This is a genomic window from Solimonas flava DSM 18980 (assembly GCF_000426685.1).
Classification (GTDB): Bacteria; Pseudomonadota; Gammaproteobacteria; order Nevskiales; family Nevskiaceae; genus Solimonas; species Solimonas flava.
Genome location: NZ_AUFV01000007.1, coordinates 35,722 through 58,803, shown reverse-complemented (window position 1 = coordinate 58,803; position 23,082 = coordinate 35,722). Strand labels below are relative to the sequence as shown.

Sequence of the window (23,082 nt, the reverse complement as noted above, 5' to 3'; positions counted from 1 at the left end):
ATGAATGATTCGAGCATGACGCTCTACAAACGCCGCCGGCGTCGCAATCAGGCGGCAATGGTGCTGTCGTGCGGCGCCGCCGGCGCCGGCATGGTGGCACTGGTCTGGATTCTCGCGACGCTGGTCCTCAAGGGCGCCTCAGGCGTGTCGCTGGCGGTGTTCACGCAAATGACGCCGCCGCCCGGCAGCAGCGGCGGCCTGCTCAACGCGATCTTCGGCAGCCTGATACAGACGCTGGTGGCGACCCTGATCGGCACGCCGGTCGGCATCCTGGCCGGCACCTACATGGCCGAGTACGGACGCAACAACGGCCTCACGTCGGTCGTGCGCTTCATCAACGACGTGCTGCTGTCGGCGCCTTCGATCGTGGTCGGTCTGTTCGTCTACGAGATCATGGTGCAGCCGATGGGCCACTTCTCGGCCTGGGCCGGCTGCGTGGCACTGTCGATCCTGGTGCTGCCGGTCGTCGTGCGCACCACCGAGGACATGCTGCTGCTGGTGCCGGACAGCCTGCGCGAAGCCGCCAGCGCCCTCGGCGCTCCGCGCTGGCTGGTCATCCAGAAGGTCTGCTACCGCGCCGCCCGCGCCGGCCTGATCACCGGCACGCTGCTGGCGATCGCGCGCATCAGCGGCGAGACCGCGCCACTGCTGTTCACCTCGCTGAACAACCAGTTCTGGAGCGTGAATATGAACGCGCCGATGGCGAACCTGCCGGTCGTCATCTTCCAGTTCGCGCTTTCGCCCTACGAAGACTGGCAGCAGCTGGCCTGGGTCGGCGCTCTGCTGATCACCGTTGCCGTTCTCAGCCTCAACATCATCGCCCGCACCCTCTCTTCTCCCCGGGCCAGTGACCGCTGATACCATGGACGCAAACATGCAAACCCGTCCCAACGTCGAACTGACGAAAACCGTGCTCACCGAACCCGTTGCCGAAACGCTGCAGGAAAAGGTTTCCGTGCGAAACCTGAATTTCTACTACGGCGACTACAAGGCACTGAAGAGCATTTCGCTGCCGCTCTACGACCGCAAGGTCACGGCCTTCATCGGCCCCTCGGGCTGCGGCAAGTCGACGCTGCTGCGCATCCTCAACCGCATGTACGACCTCTACCCCGGCCAGCGCGCCGAGGGCGAGGTGCTGCTCGACGGCAAGAACATCCTCGACCCGAAGACCGATCTCAACCTGCTGCGCGCGCGCATCGGCATGGTGTTCCAGAAGCCGACGCCGTTCCCGATGTCGATCTACGACAACATCGCGTTCGGCATCCGCCTCTACGAGAAGGTGCCGAAGTCGGAAATGAACGACCGCGTCGAGGACGCGCTCAAGCGCACGGCGCTGTGGGACGAGGTCAAGGACAAGCTGCACGCCTCGGGCCTCGGCCTGTCGGGCGGCCAGCAGCAGCGCCTCTGCATCGCCCGCTCGGTGGCGGTGCGCCCGCAGGTGCTGCTGCTCGACGAGCCGACTTCGGCGCTCGATCCGATCTCGACCGCCAAGATCGAAGAGCTGATCTACCAGCTCAAGGTCGACTACACGATCGCGATCGTCACCCACAACATGCAGCAGGCCGCGCGCGCCGCCGATTTCTCGGCGTTCATGTACCTCGGCGAGCTGATCGAGTTCGGCACCACCGACCAGGTCTTCACCAAGCCGCGCGAATCGCGCACCGAGGACTACATCACCGGCCGTTTCGGCTGATCGCCACGCCGCGGCAACGCGGCGCATCGCGCGACGATTCACAAGCAGAGGCACGCATCGCGTGCCTCTTTTTTTGTGCCGGAGGACCTGCGCTGCAATACGCGTCCGCTGCCAGACGCCGGCGCGCGGCGCCGCAAGACCGGGCCGCATTCGAGGCGGCGCCGGCGGAAAACGCCGGCGGCACAGACTTTCCGGCTCAGTCGAACAGCAGCGCCTCGCCGTCGCGGCGCGGCGCCGGGGACTCCGGCGGCACCGTCGCGCCCAGCGCCTGCAGGTCGCGAACCAGCGCCACCCCGTTGCGGCCGCCTGCCTTGGCGCGGTACAGCGCCACGTCGGCGAACCCGATCAGCGTGTCCAGCGTCAGGTCCGGCTCGAGCACGGCGACGCCGATGCTCAGCGTCGGGCTGGCGCCGTCGACCACGCCGCGCATCGCCTCCGAGAAACGCTGGCACAACCGCGCGGCGATGCGCTCGGCCTGGGCGGCGTCGATGTCCTCGAGCAGCATCGCGAACTCATCGCCGCCGTAGCGGCCGAGCAGGTCGCGGCCGCGCAGCTGCACGGCGGCGATCTGCGCGAAGCGGCACAGCGCCGCGTCGCCGGCGGCGTGGCCGCCGCGGTCGTTGATGAGCTTGAAGTGATCGAGGTCGACCAGCGCCATCACCAGCGGCCGTCCGGCCTGCAGCGCGTCACGGACTCGCGCCTCGGCCTGCTCGCGAAAGCCCTCGCGATTAAGCACGCCGGTCATCGCGTCGGTACGCGCGGCCCGTGCCAGCGAGCGTTGCGTACGCTCCATCGACATCATCATCAGGCTCATGTTCCAGCCGGCGTACGCTGGAATCAGCACGAACAGCAGCAGCGAATGCAGGGCGTTGCGGCCCATGTAGTCGTCGCCGGCGCCATAGCGCAGCACCACGACGACGCGCGCGAGGTTGACGAGCGCGCACAGCACCATCAGGACCGTGCAGATCCAGGCCGCGATCGAGCCGTCGCGACGAGCGATGCGCACCGCCGCCGCCGCGATGAGCAGCTCGAAGCCGGCGAGCGCCAGGCCGACGACGACGATGCGCGAAGCAAGGTCGGCACTGAGCGGCGACGGAATCGCCAGCGCGGCGAACAGCGCCAGCACCGGCAGTACCGCGGCCCAACGCGGCAGTCGGCGCCGGTCGTAGGCCAGCATGCCGAACCAGGCGGCAGCGACCGCTGCGACCGCCACTGCGTTACCGACCGCAATCGACCAGATTGCCGGCACGTAGCCGCGCAGGCCGATCAACAGCGTGCCGAGCGCGGCGCCGAGATTGGCCAGCGCCCACCAGCCGACGCCGTGGCTTTGCGGCCGCCGCAGGTAGAAGACGAGCTCGGCAACGCCCAGCACGACGCAGGTCGCGAACATTTCCAGATACAGGGTGCGGGCGTCGAGCAGCATCGGCATGCCCGCATTCTCGGCCGCTGCGGCGGCCTTGCCCAACACGTCCTGCAACCGGCACGATCGGGCGGATCAACGGCGACGCCCGGCCGGATCGATCCGGCTCAGTCCGGATCGGCGCCGCGCTCGGCGGCCGCCAGCGCGGCGCTGGCGGCGTCCTGGACGCGGTGCGGCGGGAAGCGGCAGATGAACGTGGAGCCGACGCCGACCTCGCTCTCGATCTCGAGCTGGGCATCGAAAGCTTCGAGCGCATGCTTGACGATCGACAGGCCCAGGCCGGTGCCCCCGGAAGCGCGCGAGCGGCCGACGTCGACGCGGTAGAAGCGCTCGGTCAGCCGCGGAATATCCTCGGGCGCAACGCCGATGCCGGTATCGGCCACGGCGAAACGTGCGCTGTCGCCGGCGCGTTCCCAGCTGACGCGGATCGCCCCGCCGGCTGGCGTGTAGCGGACGGCGTTGGTCAGCAGATTGATGATGATGCTGTAGAACTCGATCTCGCCACCGAGCAGCAGCAGGTCCGGCTCGACCATCTGCTCGAAGCGATGCTGGCCCTTCGATACCGCCTTGGCTTCCTCGACCGCACGCGCCACCAGCGTCGGCGCCTGCAACAGCTCGTCGCGCATATGCGCGCGGTCGGCTTCGAGGCGCGCCAGCTTGAGCATGTCGTTGATGAGCGCTTCCATGCGTAGCGCCTGGTTGCGCATCTCCAGCACCGGCGTGCGCCAGCCGGCCAGCGGCCCGGCACCCTGCGTATCCATCTCCATCAGATCGAGATAGCCGCGCAGCACGGTCAGCGGCGTGCGCAGCTCGTGCGAAGCGTTGGCGACGAAATCGCGGCGTGCCGCCTCCAGCTGCCGGCGCTCCGAGATGTCGCGGACGATCAGCAGCTTCTGCTCGTTGCCGTACGGGATGATGCGCAGCGACAGCATGCGGTTGCGGTTGATCGGCGACGGCGCCTCGGTTTCCAGCTCGAAATCGCCGGCCTCGAAGAACTCCGTGAAGCTCGGATGGCGGATCAGGTTCGGAATGCGGATGCCGAGATCCTGCGGCGCGCGCAGGCCGAGCAGCTGGCGGGCCGCGGTATTGAACCAGGAAATCTCGCCGCGATCGGCGAGCACCACGGCACCGTCCGGCAGCGCCGCCGTCGACGCCTGGAATTCGGCCAGCATCAGCGCGAGCTTCTTCTTGCGCTTGCGGTTCTTGCGCTGAAGGTCGATCAGCAGGTCGAAGACCTCGCCCCAGATGCCGCCGGCATCGGGCAGGAAATGCCGCTTCGGGGCATGCAGCCAGGCGCGCAGGCGGATCAGCTGGCGCAGCTGCAGCAGCACGAAGATCAGCACGGCGGCCAGCGCACCGAGCGCGGAATAGCCGAAGATCGCGCCGGCAGCGGCGCCGATCAGGGCGATGACAGCCAGCTTGCCGACGCCGCGCCACCAGAGCTCGGCGTACGGAAAATCGTCGGCCACGCCGTTGCGCGGCGCCGATCCCGGCTGCGGCGCACTCGTGGCCGGCCTTGTTGTCACCGGCCCTGTCATCGTCGCGTGATCAGATCTTTTCGGAGAAGCGGTACCCGGAGCCCCGCACCGTCTGGATCATTTCATCATAGCCGAACGGCTCGAGCGCCTTGCGCAGGCGGCGGATGTGCACGTCGACCGTGCGTTCCTCGACGTAGACGTTCTGGCCCCAGACGCGGTCGAGAACCTGTTCGCGCGTGTAGACCCGCTCCGGGTGGCTGACGAAGAAATGCAGCAGCCGATACTCGGTCGGCCCGAGCCGCACCGGCTGGCCCTTGGCGGTGACACGCTGGCTGGCGGCGTCGACCTCCAGGCCGTTGATCGCCAGACGCTCCTCCTCACCGCCCGGCATCGCGCGCCGCAGCACCGCCTGGATGCGGGCGATCAGCTCCGGATACGAGAACGGCTTGGAGACGTAGTCGTCGCAGCCGATGTTGAGACCGCGCACCTTGTCCTCTTCCTCGACGCGCGCCGTCACCATGATGACGGGGATGTCGCGCGTCATCGCCTGGCTCTTCAGCTCGCGCGTCAGCTCGACGCCGGACATGCCCGGCATCATCCAGTCCATCAGGATCAGGTCCGGGCGCTCGTCGGCAATGCGCAGGCGCGCTTCCTGCGCGCCAGACGCCTCGACGACCCGGAAGTCGGCGCGGCCGAGCGCGAAACGCAGCATCTCGCGGATCGGCGCCTCGTCATCGACGACCAGAATGAGTTTTCCCTGCATCGACATGCTTTCCATTTAATGACAACGGCAGCATATGAACAATGGGTGACGTTTCGATGACAAGCCTCCGCAAACAATGCGATAGCACGATGAAGCATTGAGTCCCGCTATGAGGCGAATATGAACAAATGCTTTGACCTATCGGAAGACGCTGCTTAGCATGCGTCGGCCGCGCTGTCGCCGCCCGTTCCCGCCGGCCGCCACAGGGCGTTTCTCCACATCCGCCGCCTGAGGAATTCCCCAGTATGACGCTCGTCAACCGCCCCGCTCCCGATTTCAAGGCCAACGCCGTGATGGCCGACGGCAGCTTCAAGCAGATCAAGCTGTCCGACTACAAGGGCCAGTACGTCCTGCTGTTCTTCTATCCGCTCGACTTCACCTTCGTGTGCCCGTCCGAAATCATCGCCCATGACCATCGCGTGAAGGAATTCGCGGCGCGCGGCGTGCAGGTGATCGGCGTGTCGATCGACAGCCAGTTCTCGCACTTCGCCTGGCGCAGCACGCCGATCGAGAAGGGCGGCATCGGCCCGGTCGGCTTCCCGCTGGTCGCCGACGTCAACCACGAGATCACCCGCGCCTACGGCGTCGAGCACCAGGACGCCGTCGCCTTCCGCGCCACCTTCCTGATCGACAAGGCCGGCGTCGTGCAGAGCGCCACCGTCAACAACCTGCCGCTGGGCCGCAACGTCGACGAGGCCCTGCGCCTGATCGACGCGCTGCAGTTCACCGAGGAGCACGGCGAAGTCTGCCCGGCCGGCTGGAAGAAGGGCGAGGCTGGCATGAAGGCGACCGCCGAAGGCGTCGCCGACTACCTGGCCAAGCACGGCACCCAGCTCTGAGCGGCTGAACGCATCCGCGGGCGGCGGCTCTGGAAATCCGGGCCGCCGCCCCCATCTGCGGATGCACCCGCGATCCATCGCAGCCCCGAACCCGAGACGCACCATGAGCACGCAGCACCACCGCCTGATCATCCTCGGCTCCGGCCCCGCCGGTTACACGGCCGCCGTGTACGCGGCGCGCGCCAACCTCAAGCCGGTGCTGATCACCGGCCTGGAAGTCGGCGGCCAGCTGATGACGACGACCGAAGTCGACAACTGGCCGGGCGACGTCGAAGGCCTGATGGGGCCGGATCTGATGGCCCGCATGCAAAAGCATGCCGAGCGCTTCGAGACGACCTTCGTCTACGACCACATTCACGCGGTCGATCTCTCGCGCCGTCCGTTCACGCTCAAGGGCGACCAGGGCGAGTACAGCTGCGACGCACTGATCGTCACCACCGGCGCCAGCGCCAAGTATCTGGGCCTGCCGAGCGAGCAGTCGTTCCGCGGCAAGGGCGTGTCCGCCTGCGCGACCTGCGACGGCTTCTTCTACAAGGGCCAGGAAGTGGCGGTGATCGGCGGCGGCAACACCGCCGTCGAGGAAGCGCTGTACCTCGCCAACATCGCCAGCAAGGTCACCATCGTGCATCGGCGCGACAAGTTCAAGGGCGAGAAGATCCTGCATGACAAGCTGTTCAAGAAGCAGGCCGAAGGCAAGGTCGACATCATCTGGGATTCGACGCTCGAGGAAGTGCTGGGCGACGACTCCGGCGTCACCGGCATGCGCGTCCGGAACCTCAAGGACGATACGACCCGCGACGTGCCGCTCAAGGGCGTGTTCATCGCCATCGGCCACTCGCCGAACACGGCGATCTTCGAAGGCCAGCTGAAGATGAACGGCGGCTACATCCAGGTGCACTCCGGCACCAACGGCGACGCCACCGCGACCAGCGTGCCCGGCGTGTTCGCCGCCGGCGACGTGATGGATCACGTCTACCGTCAGGCGATCACCTCGGCCGGCACCGGCTGCCAGGCCGCGCTCGATGCCGAGCGCTATCTGGACAAGCTCGCCGCCGTCTGAACGCCACCGACGCTGCGCAAGCGACGCCCCGGGTCCTTGATCCGGGGCGTTTTGCTTTGCGTGCGCGCAAGACCGGCGGCGATAATGCGCAGGTCCGTATCATGACTGCGCGCCGATGAGCGAAACCGACAACAAGATGCGGCTGTATCGCAACCTGGCCTCACCGTACACGCGCCGCGTGCGCGCCGTGATCGAGGAGCTGGGGCTCGGCGAGCAGATCGAGGAAATCGACGTCGATCCGTACAACCCGCCGGCGGAATTCCTCAAGATCAACCCGCTGTCGAAGGTGCCGGTGCTGATCACCGAGCAGGGCGAGGCACTGCCCGACTCGAACCTGATCATGAGCTATCTGTTCACGCGCGGGCACGGGCTCGCCGCGCTGCCGAGCGGCGCCCGCCGCTGGGGCGCGCTGCGCCGCCAGTATCTGGCCGAGGGCATCATCGATGCGGCGGTGGCCTCGACCAACGAGAAACGGCGGCCCGAAGGCATCATCTATCAGGTCTTCCTCGACCGTCAGATCGCGGCGATGCGCCGCGCGATCGATCAGCTCGATGCCGAGGCCGCCGAGCTGAATTCCGAGACGCCGACCACGGTCGAGATCACCGTCGGCTGCGCGCTCGGCTATCTGGATTTCCGCATGCCGTACCTGGAGTGGCGCAAGCACCACGACGCCCTCGCCGCCTGGTACGCGCAGTTCAGCGAGCGCCCGTCGATGCAGAAGACGGCGCCGCAGGCAGCGTGACCATGCGCCGGTCCGCCTGGCGCGGCGCGGCGCTGGCGCTGCTGCTGATGCTCGCCGCCTGCGGCGGCGGCGTGCGGCCGGACCCCGCCAATGACGGCACGCGGCGCGCGATCGTGCTCGAAGCGCTCGGCCAGATCGGCCGGCCGTATCGCTACGGCGGCGCGACGCCGGCCGGTTACGACTGCAGCGGTCTGGTGCAGTACGTCTACGCGCAGGTCGGCGTGAAAGTGCCGCGCACGACGCGCGAACAGCACGCCGCCGGCCGCCGGATCGACCTCGACGACGCGGTGCCCGGCGATCTGCTGTTTTACAGCTTCAGCGGCCGCGGCATCGATCACGTCGCGATCTATCTCGGCGACGACGAGGCGGTGCACGCGCCGGCGAGCGGCCGCTCGGTGATCGTCGCCGGCGTGCACCTCGCCTACTGGCAGAAGCACTTCGTCGACGCGGTGCGCGTGCTGCCCTGAACCGGCGGCGAGCCCGGCCGCACTGCGCTCGCCACCGCAGGCCAAGCCGAGCTCGCCTTCTTCGCGGCGCGCCGGCGCGAAACTTCCCGACAAAAACGGCCGGACCTGCGGCTGCAGATCCGGCCGCTTCGGCGTAAAGCCAGCCCGCCGCTCAGGCCGGCGCCGCGCGTACGCTCAGGACTTCATCCACGCCGCGCGCAGCTTGCGGCCGCAGACCGCGGAGTCGACGTAGGCGCTGGTCGACAGCTTCTGGCGCGCGACGATGCCATAGGTGCTCTTGTCGGCGGAGATCCACGGATAGAAGCCCATCAGGCCCGGGCTGCTGAACGCACCATCGCCGTTCTGCGGATCGTCCTCGACCCAGTGGTTGATGCTGTAGTGCCAGGCCCACGGCGCCGGGCTGAAGGCGGCGCTCGCGCACTTGGTGCAGACCGGCTCGTAGCCGAGGAAGTCGTGCATGCGCAGCTGCCCGGACAGGATCTTGCGCAGGAACGCGCCGTATCCCGCCGGCGTGCCCTGCATGCCGCCGGCCGGCGACGGGCTCGAATACGAAAGGTTGATATCACGGCCGATGTAGCCCATGACCTCCTCGGTCATGCGCTGCGCCGTGTAGCCGCCGAGCCCGAGGATCTGCGCGAGCTTCTGGTCATGGCCGGCGTTGTACGAGAACTTGCCGACGTCGGCAGCGACGCGCATGCCGTTCTCGCGCTTGTTGAGGCAATCGTCGGAAGTCTTGGAGAACATGCAGAACAGCGGGTTGAGCTTGGTGTAGCCGGCGCGCATCTCCAGGTACGAGAGCTGCTCGGCGCTCGGCTTGTTGTTGCGACCGATCTTCTCGAGCACGTAGGCGCCCCAGACGAACTTCGACGCCGAAGCGATCTTCATTTCGCTGTTCGCCGAATACTCGGTGCCGACGGCGCCGCTGGCGAGCACGCCCTTGGCGTCGCCGATCTCCCAGTAGAAATCGCCGAGCTTCTTGCAGTCGGCGTCACCCTGCGCAGCGGTGGTGACGGCCTTGGCGCGGTCGGCGACCGACGCGGCGCGCGCCGGCAGGCTGGCGCTGGCGAGAACGGCGGCGAGCAGGCAAACGAAGCGTAGACGCGGATTCATCGGAACTCCTTGCAGGACCGGTTTGGCGCAACGGTAACGGGGCCCATGTCAGAAATCTGTCAGCGCGCGCCGACAGGCCCTGCCTCAGGGTGCGCGATCGAGCGCGGCGATCAACGCCGGATCGCGATCGTACACGTCGGGCCTGAACGCCACCCGTCCGTCGGCATCGACCTCGACCGTCCAGTAGGCGATCAGGATCGGCACCGGCCTGGGCAGGGAAACGTTCTGGGTTTGCTCGGTCGCCAGCTGCGCGTCGATCGCCGCGCGGTTCCAGCGCTGCGGATCGTCGAACAGCAGCTCGACGAGTTCCAGCGCGCGCTCGACGCGGATACAGCCCGAGCTGAAGGCGCGTCGCCGCACGTCGAACAGCGCCTGATGCGGCGTGTCGTGCAGATAGACGGAGTACGGATTCGGGAACCGTATCGCGACGCGGCCAAGCGAGTTGTCGGCGCCGGCATCCTGGCGCAGCGTGACGTTGCCGGGCCGGCTCCAGTCGATCGATGCCGGATCGAGTTCGCGGCCGCTGGCATCGAGCACGCGCAGGCGGTTGCGCTGCAGATAGCCGAGATCCTTGCGCAGCTTCGGCAGCACGTCCTCGCGCAGGATCGTCGGCGGCACCGTCCAGGTCGGATTGAAGGTGACGATGTTGATCGCCGACTCGAAGATCGGCGTGCTGCGGTACGGCTTGCCGACCTGCACACGCGAGCGCCACACCGCTTGGCCGTGGCGATACAGCGCGATGCGGTAGCCGGCGACGTCGACCAGCACGAAATCACCGTCGACGCGATGCAGCAGCCAGCGGCCGCGTTCCAGGTTGGCGCGCAGCTGCGCGATGCGCGCCGCCACCGGCACGTTCAGCGCCTGCAGCGTGGCACGACCGACGACGCCGTCGGCGTCGAGATACTGCGCCGCCTGATAAGCCTCCACTGCCGCCTGCAGCTCGCTGTCGTACAGCGGACTCTGCGCGTCGGCGGTCAGCGTCGCGCCGTCGAGCGCGAGGCGCCGGCGCAGCACCGGCACGCGCGCATCCTCGGCGCCCGGCTTGAGCGACGGACCGGCCGCGATCGCCGGCCAGCCGCCGGCCGCATCGAGCGCGCGCAGCCGCCCCAGCGCCGCGCGCATGCGCGCGTAGATCGGATGCGCCGGCCGCGCTGCCGCGAACAGGCCGGCGAAATCGCCGCTGTCGACGGCCGCGGCGAACGCGCGCAGGCCGGCTTGCGGATCGATCGCGCGCGGCACGAAGTTCCAGTGCGTATCGAGCGTGCCGGGCTCGACCTTGCCGCGATACAGATGCAGCAGCGCCAGCATCGCACTGTGCGTCACCCGCCAGTCGTCGTCGGCCAGCGTCTGGCCCGACGCCGCCGGCGCCGGGCGGTCGACCTCGGCGAGCTGGTAGCCCGCCGGATCGAGGCCGTCGTCGGCAAGACCGCGCAACGCCGCCGCCAGCGCCGCGCGCCGCTGCGGATCGGTCCACGCCGGCCGGCCGCCGCGCGCGTCGTAGAACAGCCCGATCGCCTCGTCGAAGCCGAGCGGCGGCGTGGCGCTGCCGGGCACCGCCGCCAGCTGCGCCTCGGCGCGCGCGCGCAGCGGTGCCGCGCGCGCCGCCAGCCGCTGCTGCGCGTCGGCCAGCACGGCGGCGTCCGCCGCCGCGGCGCGCGCCGGCGGTCCCGGCAGCGCGCAGACGAAGAAGAAAACGATGGTGACGGCCAGAGCGCGTGCGCGTCCGTGCATGTGCTGTCCTCGTGAAGGGCCGTCACGGTAGCGTCCCGGCCGGGCGCGGTCCATTTGGCGAATCCGCCGCCAGCCGGTACCATGCAGGCGCACCCGGCGGTCCGGCATCTTCGCATCGGACGCGATGGCCGCCCCGGATGCCCGTCCTGTTTCCCCCATGGTTGCGGTCGCGCCCCGGGCGCCAGCCGCACCGCCAGACACGGTGTTTTGAAAATGCAGTCTTTCCGATCGGCCGTAGCGTCCGCATGCGCTGCCCTGTTGCTTCCGTTCTGCGCACACGCCGCGGACGCCTCCTCGCTCTACACCGACCTGCACCGCGCCGCGCCCGATGCGCAGCCGCAGGCCCTGCAGGCCGCGCTCGACGCGCTGAGCTGCGCACAGTCGGCCGATGAGATCGGCGACGCGCGGCGCCTGGCGCTGATCGACTACTCGCTGCCGTCGACACAGCCGCGACTGTGGATCTTCGATCTCGGCGAGCGCCGGCTGCTGTTCCGCGAACTCGTCGCGCATGGCCGCAACTCCGGCGAGCGCTACGCCGAACGCTTCTCGAACCGCGACGGCAGCCTGCAGTCGAGCCTCGGCCTGTTCCGCACCCTGAACAGCTATCAGGGCGGCAACGGCTATTCGCTGCGTCTGGCCGGGCTCGAACCGGGCGTCAACGATCTGGCGCTGCAGCGCGCGCTGGTCATTCACGGCGCTCCGTACGTCGACGCCGCGCTCGGCGCCAAGCAGGGTCGCATCGGCCGCAGCTGGGGCTGCCCGGCGGTGCGCGCCGGCATCGCACGGCCGCTGATCGACGCGATGAAGAACGGCCAGCTGCTATTCTCGTACTACCCGGATTCGCACTGGCTGGCGTCGTCGCGCTTCCTGCACTGCGCGACGGTCACCGCGCGCCGCGAGACGCGCACGCCGAGCTTCATCCGTACCGCCGCCGCCGCGCCCTGAACGCTGCGGGCGCGGCAGCGGCGCAGTCTTTCAGCCGACGATGATGCGGCCGGCGTTGCCGCCGGTGCCGCCAAGCAGCAGCTTGTTCAGGCGGCGCACGAAGCCGGCCGGATCGTCGAGCTGGCCGCCTTCGGCGAGCACCGCCTGACCGAACAGCAGCTCGCCGAGATCGGCGAACGTCGCCTCGTCGGCGGTCGCCTTCAGCTTCTCGACCAGCGGATGGGTCGGATTGAGTTCGAGGATCGGCCGCGACGACGGCGCCTGCTCGCCGGCGCGCTTGAGCATTTCCTCGAGCCGGCGCGACAGCGCGTATTCGCCGGCCACCAGGCATGACGGCGACTCGGTCAGGCGCGACGACAGCCGCACCGACTCGACGCGCTCGCCGAGTGTCTTCTGCAGGTGTTCGAGCACGTCCTTGTACTCGCCTTCGAGGCGCGCCTTGTCCGGCGTCTCGATCTTGCTTTCGAGATCCCTGGACGCCCGCGACACCGATTCCAGCTTCTTGCCACCGAATTCGTTCAGATGGCCGACCACCCATTCATCGATGCGGTCGACGAGCAGCAGCACCTCGAAGTTGCGGGCGCGGAAACCCTCCAGATGCGGCGAGCTGCGCGCGGCCGCCAGCGTGTCGGCAGTCAGATAGTAGATGCCGCCCTGCTCGGCCGGCATGCGCGCCACGTAGGCTTCGAGCGAAACCTCCGGCTGATCCGGCGCGGCGGTCGAATGGAAGCGGCACAGGCGGGCGATGCGCTCGCGGTTGGCGGCATCCTCGACGATGCCCTCCTTCAGCACCACGCCGAACGCCGCCCAGAATTTCGCGTAGTCGTCCGGCTTGTTGGCGGCCATGTCGTCGAGCAGATCGAGCACGCGCTTGACCAGCGCGCCGCGGATCTTCTCGACCGTGCGATTGCCCTGCAGGATCTCGCGCGAAACGTTCAGCGGCAGGTCCGGCGTGTCGACCACGCCACGCACGAAGCGCAGGTACGGCGGCAGCAGCTCGGCCGCCTTGTCCATGATGAAGACGCGTTTGACGTAGAGCTGCACGCCGCGCGACTGCTCGCGATCCCAGAGATCGAACGGCGCGTGCGACGGAATGTAGAGCAGCGAGGTGTACTCGATCGTGCCTTCGACCTTGTGATGCGCCCAGGCCAGCGGCGCCTGATAGTCGTGCGCGATCTGCTCGTAGAATTTCGCGTAGTCCTCGTCCTTGAGCTCGGACTTCGGCCGCGTCCAGAACGCGCGCGCCTGATTCAGCGTCTCGAGCTCGCCCTTGTCGTTCTTGAGCTTGATCGGCAGGCCGATGTGGTCCGAGTAGCGGCGCACGATCGTCGCCAGACGCACCGGCTCCAGAAATTCCTTGTCGTCCTCGCGCAGGTGCAGGATCACCTCGGTGCCGCGGTCGAGCTTGAACGAGGGCTCGACGGAAAACTCGCCCTGCCCGTCCGATTCCCAGCGCACCGCGTCGGCGTCGGTACGCTTGCTCAGCACCGTCACCCGGTCGGCGACGATGTAGGCGGAGTAGAAGCCGACGCCGAACTGGCCGATCAGCTGCGAGTCCTTCTTCTGGTCACCGGACAGCGACTCGATGAACTTGCGCGTGCCCGAGCGCGCGATCGTGCCGAGGTTCTCGATCACCTCGTCGCGCGACATGCCGACGCCGTTGTCGCGGATCGTCAGCGTGCCCGCCGCCGGATCGGGAATCAGCTCGACTGCGAGCTCGTCGCCGCCGAGCAGCTCGGGCCTGGCGATCGCCTCGAAGCGCAGCTTGTCGCAGGCATCCGAGGCATTCGAAATCAGCTCGCGCAGGAAGATTTCCTTGTTCGAGTACAGCGAATGGATCATCAGGTGCAGCAGATGCCGCACTTCCGCCTGGAATTCACGCTTTTCGACCGCCATTCCTATCACCTCCCTGAGAACTCGGTGGCCGCGTAGTTAAGGCCTTTCCGGAATCTTTTCAAGGGCCAGGGGCCGTCGGGCTCGGAAATTCACCCTGAACAACCCGACGCGTTGATCGCCGCGACCTGCTCGGCGCCGGCGAGGATGACGAGGCTGGAAGCGCCGAGATCGTCGCCGTACGGCTGGCAGCGGCCGCCGAGCACCGAGGCCAGGAAGGCCTCGGCGATCGCCATGAACGACAGCCGGTTCTGCGGCCTGGCGAAGCCGTGACCCTCGTCCGGATAGAGCGCGTAGATCACCGGCTGGCCGTTGCGCTGCAGGGTCTCGACGATCTGGTCGGACTCGGCGCGCGTCACGCGCACGTCGTTGGCGCCCTGCGCGATCAGCAGCGGCCGCACGATGCGCTCACAGCAATGCAGCGGCGAGCGCGCACGCAGTAGTGCGCGGCCGGCCTCGGTGCGCGGATCGCCGACGCGCTGCGCGAAGTTCTCGAACAGCGGCGCCCAGTACGCCGGAAAGCTCGACAGAAGCGTTTCGAGATTCGACGGCCCGACGATGTCGATGCCGCAGGCGAACACCTCCGGCGTGAAGCTGAGGCCGGCCAGTGCGGCGTAGCCGCCGTAGCTGCCGCCCATGATGGCGATGCGCTCGCGCTGCGCGATGCCCTGCGTCACCGCCCACTCGACCGCGTCGAGCAGGTCCTCGTGCATGCGGCCGCCCCATTCGAGATCGCCGGCGTTGACGAAGTCCTTGCCGAAGCCGGTCGAGCCGCGGAAGTTGACGCTGAGCACGGCGTAGCCGCGGCTGGCGAAGAACTGGTGCTCCGGGTTGTAGCCGTAGTGATCGCGCGACCACGGTCCGCCGTGCACGAGCAGCACCATCGGCAGCGGACCGGCCGCCGGCGACGCGTCCGGCGGCAGGCTCAGGTACGACACCAGACGCCGGCCGTCGCGCGCCTCGATCGCCACCGCGCGCATCGCCGCCAGCGTCCAGCCTTCGAGATCCGGGCGCGCCGAGAACAGAAACGCGAGCCGGCCGCTGTCGCGCTCGTACAGGTAGTAGTGCCCGGGCAGGCGGTCGCAGGAGAACACGACGATCCAGCGGCGGTCGTCGGCGCTGCGATCGACGATGCGGAAATCGCCCGAGGCCTGCGCGCGCAGATGGCGGAAGTCGGCCTCGACGGCGGGATCGATGACGGTCCATTCCGGCTGCAGCTCGTCGGTGCGGTAGGCCTCGGGCCGGCGCGTCTGCGGATTGAAGACCACGCCGAGCACGTCGGTGCGCGGATGCGCGCCGAGCGCCGTCACGGCACCGCTGGCGGCGTCGATCGCCACCGCCGCCGCGGTGTCGCGGCCGCGGCTGTCGAGGAAGTACAGCAATCCGCTGTCGTCGGGCCCGACCGCGAGCGGGCTGCTGGTGATGACGTCGTCGCGGCCGATATGGAACAGCTCGCGCCAGCCCGCACCGTCCGGCACCAGCACGTCGCGGCCGCCGTCGGCGGTGTTGCGCAGTGCGACGCGCAGCTGCAGCGCGTCGTCGGCAAGGAACTGCGCGAATCCGTGGTTCTCGCAAACCGTCGTCGTGCGCCCGTCGCCGAGGTCGATGCGCAGCACGTCGTGCCAGCGCGGATCGCGGTGATTGACCGCCACCAGCGCCTCGCGCGGAAAGCGGCGGCTGAAACCGACGATGCGCGCCTGCACGCGTGGGTACGGCGTCAGGTCGAGCGCGGCGCCGCCGTCGATCGGCACCGAGTACAGATGGAAGTTCTCGTTGCCGCCCTCGTCCTGCAGATACCAGAGATGCGTGCCGGCGTGCGCCCAGCCGTGCTGGCGGATACCGCGGCCGGTGTCGCGCGTCAGCGGCCGCGCGGCGGCGGGATCGTCGGCCGGCGCGATCCAGATGTTGAGCACGCCGTCGAGCGGCGCGATGAAGCTGATGCGCCGGCCGTCGGGGCTGAGCAGCGGCGCGGCACGGCTCGGATTGCCGAGCAGCAGGGATCGGGGCAACAGCGGAGCGGAGGCAGTCACGGGCGGACCTTGGTGCGGAAGTTGGGCGCGGAAATGGGGCGCGGAAATTCGGAATGGGAAAGAAGCGGTCGCCGGCTCAGGCCGGCGCGAACGTGAAGCCCTCGAGCCAGCCGCGGCCGAGGCAGGGCGCCGCATCGGCACCGACCCGCGCGAACGCCAGCCGCCGCGTGCGCAGCGACGACAGCTGCAGGCCGGATACCTGCGCGCCGTCGCGCGCCACCGTCAGCAGCTGGCGATACGGCAGCGAGCCGTCGGCGAGTGCGATCGACCAGAGGTCGACGTCGAGCGGCGTCATCGCGTACAGCGTGCGTCCGTGGCGCGCCTGCACGCCGAGCAGCCAGCGGCCGTCGACCTCGAAGATCTCGGCCTCGGCCGGCAGTTCGGCGCTGCGGTAACGACCGGCGAGCGCAGCCGCGCCGGCGCTCAGCGCGTCCGGCGCCGCGCCGAGCCGGCGAAAGCGCTGCGCGATGCCGCATTCGATGACGTCCAGATCGCCCGGCGCATCGGCGGCGCCGGCGGGGCGCCGGAACACGACATCGCCGACGCTGCCGGCGGCGACCAGATCATCCCCGCGCTGCCAGAGCGGCAGCTTCAGGCCGGCGAAATCCGCCGCCAGATGCTCGCCGCTGGCAACAACGCCGAGCAGCTGGCCGCTGTAGGCATGGCAGTAAAGCCCTTCGAACGCGGCGCTGCCGGCGACGGTGGCGCGCGGCGGCGGCGGCGCGAGCCGTTCGCCGAGCACGAGATCGACGATGCGCTTGACCAGCTCGGCGGTCGGCACGTCGGAGCGATTGGCGAGCAGCGCGATGTCGAGGCCGTGCTCGGGCACCTTCACGCATTCCGCCAGACCGCCGATCACCGCGCCGGCGTGGCCGAGCAGCGTCACGCCGCGATACGGCCGACGGATCAGGCCCAGGCCGTAGTCGCCTTCGGTGCCGCCGGTGAAACGCGTCGGCGCCCGCATCGCCGCCCAGCTGCGTGCGCTGCCGATCACCGGCGCGTCCATGTGGCGCAGCCAGATCAGCAGATCGTCGACCGTCGAGACGAGGCCGCCGTCGCCGCTCATCGGCAGCGGAATCTGGCCGCGCACGTAACCGTCGCCGGCGCGCACGTGCAGACCGGCGCAACCCGGCAGCAGCTGGCCGTCGCGCGGCAGCAGTTCGGTGTCGAGCATGCGCAGCGGCTTGAAAATGCGGCGCTCGAAGAACGCGCCCAGCGACAGCCCGGACAGACGCTCGATCAGCTGCGCGAGCACCACGTAGCCGCCGTTGCAGTAGATCATGCGCTCGCCCGGCGCAAAGTTGAGTTCGCGCAGGCGCAGCAGCTGGGCGTAGGGCTCGCCGTCCGGCAGGCGCGCCTTGCTGCCGGTCGCCAGCATCCACAGGTCCAGGTGACAGCGCAGGCCGCTGCTGTGCTGCATCAGCTGGCGCGCCGTCAGCGGCGCGGTGAAGCGCGGCATCTCCGGCAGCACGGCGCGCACGTCGGCATCCAGATCGAGGCGGCCTTCCTCGGCGAGCAGCAGGACCGACAGGCAGGTGAACTGCTTGGTCGTCGAGCCGATGCGCATGCGCGTCGCCGGGCGGTTGGCGACGCCGTGCTCGATGCTGGCCAGGCCGAAGCCGCGCCGGTAAAGCATCCGGCCCTGCCGGGCGACCGCGACCGTCAGCCCCGGCGCGTCGCCGCGATTCTGCGGCGCGAACAGCTCATCGAGCCGCGCCTGCAGCGCGGCGGGATCGGACACGGGCATCTCGTTCACGAAAAGCGGACCTCCTGACTCGGGCGCAGTGCCCGTGTCCCTTCTCTACGCGCCACCGGTCGCGATCCCGACAGGCGAGCTGTCGGGGCGGCGACCGACAGCGCGTAGAGCTTCAGCAGAAAGCCCTTTTCCGAAACCGCGCGAGCACGATGAACACCTCCCCGTCACACGCCCCTCTGCAGCTCGACCTCGCCATCGAGCAATGGGATTTCCGGCAGCCGGTCCGGCTCAGCAACGGCGTCGTCGACGGCTCGCCGGTGGTGGTCGTCACCTTGCGCCAGGGCGCGCACTGCGGCCGCGGCGAGGCGCTGGGCGTGCACTACCGCGGCGAGAGCGTCGACACCCTGCGCGCGCAACTCGAAACGGTGCGCGACGAAATCGAGGCCGGCCTCGACCGCGACGGCGCGCGACGCCTGCTGCCCTGCGGCGGCGCGCGCAACGCGCTCGACTGCGCGCTGTGGGATCTCGAAGCGCAGCGCAGCGGCGTGGCGGTGGCGACGCGTCTCGGCCTCGCCGCGCTGCGCGCGCGGCCGACCACGGTGACGCTCGGCGTCGACGCGCCGGAGACGATGGCGCAGCAGGCCGCGGCGCTGTCGGACTTCGGCCTGCTCAAGCTCAAGCTCGACGGCAGCGCGCTCGATGCAGCGCGGGTCGCGGCGGTACGCGCGGCGCGCGCCGACGCGACGCTCACCGTCGACGCCAACCAGGGCTGGACGCCGGATCATCTGTGCGCGCTGCTGCCGACGCTGCAGCGCTGCGCTGTGGCGCTGATCGAGCAGCCGCTGCCGGCCGGCCGCGACGACGCGCTGGGTTCGATCCGCTCGCCGATTCCGTTCGCCGCCGACGAATCGCTGCAGGGCCTCGCCGATCTGGACCGCGTCGCCGCGCTCTACCAGGCCGTCAACCTGAAGCTCGACAAGACCGGCGGTCTCAGCGAGGCACTGGCGATCGTCGCCGCGGCGCGGACGCGCGGGCTCGGCGTGATGGTCGGCTGCATGGGCGGCACCTCGCTGTCGATCGCGCCGGCCTTCGTGCTCGCGCAGTTCTGCGACTGGGTCGATCTCGACGGCCCGCTGTTCCTGCGCCGCGACCGCGAGCCGGCGACGCGTTACGCCGGCGGCGCGCTGGTCGAGGCCGGCGGCTGGGGGCTGGCCGCCTGAGATCCTGCTAGGCCGCCGGCTCCGCGGTGACGCGCACGCGGCGGATGCAGACCGTGCCGAGCAGGCTGAGCAGGAACGGCAGCAGCGTGTAGCCGAGGCGCAGCACCGACAGCGTGACGTCGCTCTGCGCGGCCTGGCCCGGCACGAAGCCGATCAGTTCGAGCACGAAGCCGGCGCCGGCGCTGCCGGCCGACTGGCCGAGCTTCTGCGCCGCCATCAGGATGCCGAGGTAGATGCCGAGCGAAACGACCACGCCGCCGGGCAGCACCGCCTTGGCGAGGTCGATGACGGTGGACTGCAGCAGCACCGCCATGCCGCCGGCGCCGAGACCGAACACGCCGACCGCCGCCCAGCTCGCCCACAGCGGCCCGTACGAGGCCAGCCACAGCAGCGGGAACGAGGCCAGGAAGATCCAGTTGCTGAGACGCAGGGTCGCGGTGTTGCCGATGCGGCGCGCCAGCAGCGTGACGAATGGCATCGCGATCAGGGTGCTGATCAGCACGATCGAGCCGAGCACCGACAGGCTCGCCGTGCCGCCGCGCAGCACGTACTGGTTGATGTACGGCACGAAGGCGCTGAGCAGGCCGCTCGATACGCCCAGACAGATCAGGAAGCCGATCAGCCAGAAGAACGGGCGGTTGCCGAGCGTCATGCGGATCGAGCGCCACAGCGCCGGCTCGCCCCCGCTCCGGTACGGCTGCAATGCCGGATAGCGGTGCGTCGACAGCAGGAAGACGAAGAAGGTCGCCGCGCCGGCGGCGGCGATCACCAGCGCCATGCGCGCGTAGCCCTCGCGCCCGTCGCCGCCCCATTTGACGAGGAACGGCACCAGCGCCGTCGCCACCAGCGTCAGCAGCATCGACAGCACGCCCGAATAGGCGAGCAGCGCCGTGCGTGCGCGCGGCTCGGGGCTCATGTCGTCGCTGAGCGCCAGCTTGAGCACCATGAACGCAGTGTGCGCGACCGACGAGACGATCAGCAGCGCGATCGCCAGCGCCATCACCGCCCCCTGCGACAGGCCGTCCGGGATCGCGAACAGGCCGTACAGCGCCACCACGTAGGCCAGCGCCGAGACGAAGGCCAGCGGCGCACGGCGGCCGCGGCGGCGACTGAGGCGGTCGACGGCGCCGCCGAGCAGAGGGTCGATGACGATGTCCCAGATCTTCGGCAGACCGACGACGACGCCGGCCAGACCCGGCGGCAGGCCGGCGATCTCGGTCAGATAGAAGAGCAGCAGCAGACTGATCGGCGCGTTGCCGATGCCGATGCCGGCCGCGCCGGTGCCGAAGCCGAGCTTGCGCCAGACGCTGAGCGCCGGCGCCGGACCCGCGCCGGGCCCGGCCTGAGAGGCTTGCATGGAAATGGCGCCGCTCAGAACTGCGCCGACAGGCGCAAGCCGATCGTGCGCGGCACGATGACGTTGGCGCGCGCCGCGCCGCCGTCGGGCACGAAGCTGGTGTCGACGGTGACGATGCCGCGCTCGTCGAAGACGTTGTTGGCGAACAGCGTCAGGCCCCAGACGTCGTTGAGCAGGCCGGCACGCAAATTGAGCGTCTGGTACGAAGGCATCACGACGTTGGGCTTGTTCCCGCTGGCCTCGAAGCTGCTGTTGCGCGCGCCGAGATAGCGATAGCTGGCACCGAAATTCGCCATCCAGTCGTCGAACAGCGGCAGCAGCTGGTCGACGACGATCGAATAGCTCCACTTCGGCACCGTCGGCAGCGCGTCGCCGCGACGGCCGCCGACGTCGGGCGCATCGGCGTCGAGCCGCGCACGCGTGTAGGCGCCGTTGACGCCGACCACCAGGCTCGGCCACACGCGCCACGCGAAGTTCATCTCCGCGCCGCGGCTCGACGCCGCGCCGCCGTTGGCGAGGTAGGAGAAGCCGTCGGCCGTCGAACCGAGCTGGATGTCGTTCCAGTCGATGTAGAAGCCGGCCAGATCGAACGACACCCGGCGCTCGAACAGCTGCGTCTTGACGCCGGCCTCGTAGCTCCACAGCGAGTCGGGCCCGAACGATTCCGGCACCGACGGGCTGAGCTGCATGTTCGGACCACCGGGGCGGTAGCCGTTGGCGGCGGCGGCGTACAGCGTCACGTCGTCCGTCACGCGCCAGCGCGGCGCGATGCGGTAGGTCGCGGTGTTGTCCGACGAGGACGAGTGCGTGGTCGTGGTCGTGGTCGCGCCCGCATCCTGCAGCGCGGCCAGGATCGCGGCGAGATCGACCGAGCTGGCGTCGGCGAGCAGCGAGGTCAGGTCCCACAGCGCGCCGGAGGCGTTCTGCGTCGCCGACTGTCGGTTGGCGCTCCAGCGTGCGCCGAGCGTCAGGTCGATGCGCTCGGTGAAATACCAGTCGATGCTGCCGAAGCCGGCGTACTCGCGGTAGCGCGACGGCACCGACAGCACCAGCGGACGCTCCATCTGCGGCGCCAGCTTCAGCAAGGCGTTCTCGTCCGGCAGCCAGGCGCGGATGTCCTGCGCGGTATCGGTGGTCTCGCGCGTGTAGAAGGCGCCGACGATCCATTCCAGCGAGCGGTTGTTCGGCGACGTCAGGCGGAATTCCTGGGTCAGCTTGCGCGCGCCGACGTCCGCCGACGCCGACACCAGCGGCGACTGCGCGACCGGATGCAGGTACAGCGCCGACAGCAGGGCGATGGTCGAGCCGTAGCTCTGCGAGTAGTCGACGAGCGCGTCGACCGAGGTGTCGGCGTAGCTCGTCGACGACACGAAGCTGGCCCAGTCCAGATCCCAGTTGAGCGCGAGGTTGTAGACCTGGAAGCGCATCGTCGTGCGCTCCGGCATCTGCCGCGACTGCTGCAGATCGCCGTACAGCGGCCGCAGCGTATCGGGGTCGACGTCGACGCTGGTGCCGCTGCCGGCGGCGTTGCGCTGCAGCAGCGCGGTCAGGCGCACGTCGAGACGCTCGCCGGGCGCGAAGCGCAGGCCCAGACGTCCGCCGTCCGAGCGGCTGTGGTTGACGCCGTCCGCGCCGGTGCCGACGTCGTCGATGAAGCCGGCGTCGCGACGGCTGAAGCCGCTGGCGCGCAGCGCCAGATCATCGCCGAGCGGCGCGTTGAGCATGGCCTTGCCGCCGAAGTTCCAGCCGTCGGCGTTGACCGTGCGGCCGGGCTCCAGTTCCGCGCGTCCGCGCCAGCCGGCGAAGCTCGGCGGTGTAGTCACGTACTTGAGCAGGCCGCCCATCGCGCCGGCGCCGTACAGCGTGCCCTGCGGCCCGCGCAGCACCTCGACGCGCTGCACGTCGAAGGTGTCGACGTCAGGCACCAGCGTCGTGCCGCTGGCGGTGCGGCTGAACGGCGTGAACGGTGTGTCGTCGACATAGGTGCCGACCGTCGCGCTCGATTGCTGCACGCCGGTCGTGACGCCGCGCAGCGTGATCTGGCCGAGGCCCGCCTGGCCGCTGTTGAAGCCCATGCCGGGCACGTAGGCGGCGTAGTCGCCGATCGTCTTGGCGCCGAGCTTGTCGAGCGCCTGGCCGGACAGGGCGGTCAGCGAGCCGGCGACGTCCTTGGCCTTCTCCTCGCGCTTCTGCGCGGTGACGACGATCTCCTCGATGCCGCTGCTGCGCAGCGGCGCGGCCGGCGGCGATGCGGCAGTGCCCGGCCTGACGACGAACGTGCCGCGGCCGTCGTCGCTGAAGACGAAGTGCGTCCCGTCGAGCAGACGACCGAGCGCGGCGGCGACAGAGTAGCGGCCGCCGAGCGCCGGCGTGCTCTGCTGCGCGAGCTGCTGTGGCGAATACACGATCGCCGCGCCGGTCTGGCTGCGCAGGGCGTCGAGCGCGGCGACCAGGCTGCCGGCCGGAATGTCGAGATCGAACTGCGCCTCCTGCGCGAGGGCGGCGGACGACGAGGCCTGCGCGACCGCCGGCCGCGGCAGGCCGGCAAGGATCGCGAGGACACACAACAGGCCGGCCGGCCACAACGGCCGGACGGCAGGACGCGAAACGGCAATGGACTGCGGGCGCATCGAGAGTC

At 69.5% G+C, this 23,082-nt stretch carries 18 protein-coding genes; 8 read left to right on the top strand and 10 right to left on the bottom strand.

The window, feature by feature from the left end; genetic code table 11:
* Together pstA and pstB are read left to right on the top strand one after the other, a co-directional pair.
* Window positions 1-858: a phosphate ABC transporter permease PstA gene (gene pstA, locus K343_RS0107740; RefSeq protein WP_028007578.1), complete on the top strand. Its 858-nt coding sequence runs from the start codon at window positions 1-3 to the stop codon at window positions 856-858.
* Window positions 859-874: 16 nt separating this feature from the next.
* Window positions 875-1,693, top strand: coding sequence for a phosphate ABC transporter ATP-binding protein PstB (gene pstB / locus K343_RS0107735; protein WP_245585143.1), 819 nt, complete (start codon window positions 875-877; stop codon window positions 1,691-1,693).
* A gap of 196 nt (window positions 1,694-1,889) precedes the next feature.
* Here pstB and K343_RS0107730 read toward each other — a convergent pair whose 3' ends face one another.
* The 3 genes from K343_RS0107730 to phoB form a co-directional block, all read right to left on the bottom strand.
* Window positions 1,890-3,122 carry a GGDEF domain-containing protein gene (locus tag K343_RS0107730; RefSeq protein WP_154662480.1) on the bottom strand — a complete coding sequence of 411 codons (1,233 nt, stop codon included), beginning with the start codon at window positions 3,120-3,122 and terminating at the stop codon, window positions 1,890-1,892.
* A gap of 98 nt (window positions 3,123-3,220) precedes the next feature.
* Window positions 3,221-4,582 carry a phosphate regulon sensor histidine kinase PhoR gene (gene phoR / locus K343_RS0107725; protein ID WP_028007575.1) on the bottom strand — a complete coding sequence of 454 codons (1,362 nt, stop codon included), beginning with the start codon at window positions 4,580-4,582 and terminating at the stop codon, window positions 3,221-3,223.
* A gap of 79 nt (window positions 4,583-4,661) precedes the next feature.
* Window positions 4,662-5,354: a phosphate regulon transcriptional regulator PhoB gene (gene phoB, locus K343_RS0107720; protein WP_043112364.1), complete on the bottom strand. Its 693-nt coding sequence runs from the start codon at window positions 5,352-5,354 to the stop codon at window positions 4,662-4,664.
* A gap of 245 nt (window positions 5,355-5,599) precedes the next feature.
* Between phoB and K343_RS0107715 the strand changes: the two genes are divergently transcribed.
* From K343_RS0107715 to K343_RS0107700, 4 genes are all read left to right on the top strand, one after another.
* On the top strand, window positions 5,600-6,193 hold the full coding sequence (locus tag K343_RS0107715; RefSeq protein ID WP_028007573.1) for a peroxiredoxin: 594 nt from the start codon (window positions 5,600-5,602) through the stop codon (window positions 6,191-6,193).
* Window positions 6,194-6,296: 103 nt separating this feature from the next.
* The gene (gene trxB / locus K343_RS0107710; protein ID WP_028007572.1) at window positions 6,297-7,253 is read left to right on the top strand and encodes a thioredoxin-disulfide reductase; all 957 of its coding nucleotides are present in this window, start codon (window positions 6,297-6,299) and stop codon (window positions 7,251-7,253) included.
* A gap of 115 nt (window positions 7,254-7,368) precedes the next feature.
* A complete protein-coding gene (locus tag K343_RS0107705) occupies window positions 7,369-7,995 on the top strand; it encodes a glutathione S-transferase family protein (RefSeq protein WP_051278046.1) in 627 nt (208 codons plus the stop codon).
* Window positions 7,996-7,997: 2 nt separating this feature from the next.
* Complete coding sequence (locus K343_RS0107700) at window positions 7,998-8,462, top strand: C40 family peptidase (protein WP_043112304.1); 465 nt, start codon at window positions 7,998-8,000, stop codon at window positions 8,460-8,462.
* 174 nt (window positions 8,463-8,636) lie between these two features.
* Here K343_RS0107700 and K343_RS0107695 read toward each other — a convergent pair whose 3' ends face one another.
* Entirely contained in the window at window positions 8,637-9,572 is a 936-nt protein-coding gene (locus K343_RS0107695) for a hypothetical protein (protein ID WP_028007569.1), read from the bottom strand.
* Window positions 9,573-9,656: 84 nt separating this feature from the next.
* Entirely contained in the window at window positions 9,657-11,303 is a 1,647-nt protein-coding gene (locus K343_RS0107690; protein ID WP_028007568.1) for a L,D-transpeptidase family protein, read from the bottom strand.
* 213 nt (window positions 11,304-11,516) lie between these two features.
* On the opposite strand from K343_RS0107690, the gene K343_RS0107685 reads away from it, so the two are divergent.
* The gene (locus K343_RS0107685; protein WP_051278045.1) at window positions 11,517-12,248 is read left to right on the top strand and encodes a murein L,D-transpeptidase catalytic domain family protein; all 732 of its coding nucleotides are present in this window, start codon (window positions 11,517-11,519) and stop codon (window positions 12,246-12,248) included.
* Between the two features lie 30 nt (window positions 12,249-12,278).
* On the opposite strand, the gene htpG is transcribed toward K343_RS0107685, so the two are convergent.
* From htpG to K343_RS23320, 3 genes are all read right to left on the bottom strand, one after another.
* Window positions 12,279-14,144, bottom strand: a complete 1,866-nt coding sequence (gene htpG / locus K343_RS0107680) for a molecular chaperone HtpG (protein ID WP_028007566.1) — start codon at window positions 14,142-14,144, stop codon at window positions 12,279-12,281.
* A gap of 89 nt (window positions 14,145-14,233) precedes the next feature.
* On the bottom strand, window positions 14,234-16,171 hold the full coding sequence (locus K343_RS0107675; RefSeq protein WP_028007565.1) for a S9 family peptidase: 1,938 nt from the start codon (window positions 16,169-16,171) through the stop codon (window positions 14,234-14,236).
* Window positions 16,172-16,247: 76 nt separating this feature from the next.
* The gene (locus K343_RS23320) at window positions 16,248-17,918 is read right to left on the bottom strand and encodes a serine hydrolase domain-containing protein (RefSeq protein WP_051278044.1); all 1,671 of its coding nucleotides are present in this window, start codon (window positions 17,916-17,918) and stop codon (window positions 16,248-16,250) included.
* A gap of 158 nt (window positions 17,919-18,076) precedes the next feature.
* Between K343_RS23320 and K343_RS0107665 the strand changes: the two genes are divergently transcribed.
* Window positions 18,077-19,087, top strand: coding sequence for a dipeptide epimerase (locus tag K343_RS0107665; protein WP_028007564.1), 1,011 nt, complete (start codon window positions 18,077-18,079; stop codon window positions 19,085-19,087).
* A 7-nt stretch (window positions 19,088-19,094) separates the two neighbouring features.
* On the opposite strand, the gene K343_RS24765 is transcribed toward K343_RS0107665, so the two are convergent.
* Both K343_RS24765 and K343_RS0107655 read right to left on the bottom strand, forming a co-directional pair.
* Window positions 19,095-20,444 carry an MFS transporter gene (locus K343_RS24765; RefSeq protein ID WP_028007563.1) on the bottom strand — a complete coding sequence of 450 codons (1,350 nt, stop codon included), beginning with the start codon at window positions 20,442-20,444 and terminating at the stop codon, window positions 19,095-19,097.
* 14 nt (window positions 20,445-20,458) lie between these two features.
* Window positions 20,459-23,011: a TonB-dependent receptor gene (locus K343_RS0107655; RefSeq protein ID WP_154662478.1), complete on the bottom strand. Its 2,553-nt coding sequence runs from the start codon at window positions 23,009-23,011 to the stop codon at window positions 20,459-20,461.
* Window positions 23,012-23,082 lie beyond the last annotated feature (71 nt).

Excerpts from the sequence above, each read along its gene's own strand:
- pstA (WP_028007578.1), top strand. The coding sequence starts at position 1 with ATGAATGATTCGAGCATGACGCTCTACAAACGCCGCCGGCGTCGCAAT.
- pstB (WP_245585143.1), top strand. The coding sequence starts at position 875 with ATGCAAACCCGTCCCAACGTCGAACTGACGAAAACCGTGCTCACCGAA.
- K343_RS0107730 (WP_154662480.1), bottom strand. The coding sequence starts at position 3,122 with ATGCCGATGCTGCTCGACGCCCGCACCCTGTATCTGGAAATGTTCGCG.
- phoB (WP_043112364.1), bottom strand. The coding sequence starts at position 5,354 with ATGCAGGGAAAACTCATTCTGGTCGTCGATGACGAGGCGCCGATCCGC.
- K343_RS0107715 (WP_028007573.1), top strand. The coding sequence starts at position 5,600 with ATGACGCTCGTCAACCGCCCCGCTCCCGATTTCAAGGCCAACGCCGTG.
- trxB (WP_028007572.1), top strand. The coding sequence starts at position 6,297 with ATGAGCACGCAGCACCACCGCCTGATCATCCTCGGCTCCGGCCCCGCC.
- K343_RS0107705 (WP_051278046.1), top strand. The coding sequence starts at position 7,369 with ATGAGCGAAACCGACAACAAGATGCGGCTGTATCGCAACCTGGCCTCA.
- K343_RS0107700 (WP_043112304.1), top strand. The coding sequence starts at position 7,998 with ATGCGCCGGTCCGCCTGGCGCGGCGCGGCGCTGGCGCTGCTGCTGATG.
- K343_RS0107695 (WP_028007569.1), bottom strand. The coding sequence starts at position 9,572 with ATGAATCCGCGTCTACGCTTCGTTTGCCTGCTCGCCGCCGTTCTCGCC.
- K343_RS0107690 (WP_028007568.1), bottom strand. The coding sequence starts at position 11,303 with ATGCACGGACGCGCACGCGCTCTGGCCGTCACCATCGTTTTCTTCTTC.
- K343_RS0107685 (WP_051278045.1), top strand. The coding sequence starts at position 11,517 with ATGCAGTCTTTCCGATCGGCCGTAGCGTCCGCATGCGCTGCCCTGTTG.
- htpG (WP_028007566.1), bottom strand. The coding sequence starts at position 14,144 with ATGGCGGTCGAAAAGCGTGAATTCCAGGCGGAAGTGCGGCATCTGCTG.
- K343_RS23320 (WP_051278044.1), bottom strand. The coding sequence starts at position 17,918 with ATGCCCGTGTCCGATCCCGCCGCGCTGCAGGCGCGGCTCGATGAGCTG.
- K343_RS0107665 (WP_028007564.1), top strand. The coding sequence starts at position 18,077 with ATGAACACCTCCCCGTCACACGCCCCTCTGCAGCTCGACCTCGCCATC.
- K343_RS24765 (WP_028007563.1), bottom strand. The coding sequence starts at position 20,444 with ATGCAAGCCTCTCAGGCCGGGCCCGGCGCGGGTCCGGCGCCGGCGCTC.